Here is a 304-nt window from a genome sequence, read left to right on the forward strand (position 1 = left end):
GACTACGCCAAGACGCAGCCGAACGTGACCTTCATAAACGGTACGTCGGCCGCGCAGGACACCACTTTGCGCAATCCGGCGGAAAACTTCTTCCGTTTCTCCACCGACGGCGCGCAGTGGATGGCCGGCCTTGGCACCTATGCCTTCAAGGACAAGGGCTACAAGAAGGTCGCCACCGTCGCCGAGGACTATTCCTTCCCCTACACGCAGGTGTTCGGCTTCATGGCCGAGTTCTGCAAGGCCGGCGGCCATGTGCCGTCGAAGTCGTGGGTGCCGATCGGCAACAAGGATTTTTCGTCGGTCA

At 60.5% G+C, this 304-nt stretch carries 1 protein-coding gene; it reads left to right on the forward strand.

Going from position 1 to position 304, the window contains the following annotated elements; genetic code table 11:
* The coding region (locus EN852_RS38740) for an ABC transporter substrate-binding protein (RefSeq protein ID WP_145994160.1) at positions 1 to 304 on the forward strand (304 nt) is incomplete at both ends.

It is taken from the genome of Mesorhizobium sp. M2E.F.Ca.ET.209.01.1.1, assembly GCF_004010375.2.
GTDB lineage: Bacteria > Pseudomonadota > Alphaproteobacteria > Rhizobiales > Rhizobiaceae > Mesorhizobium.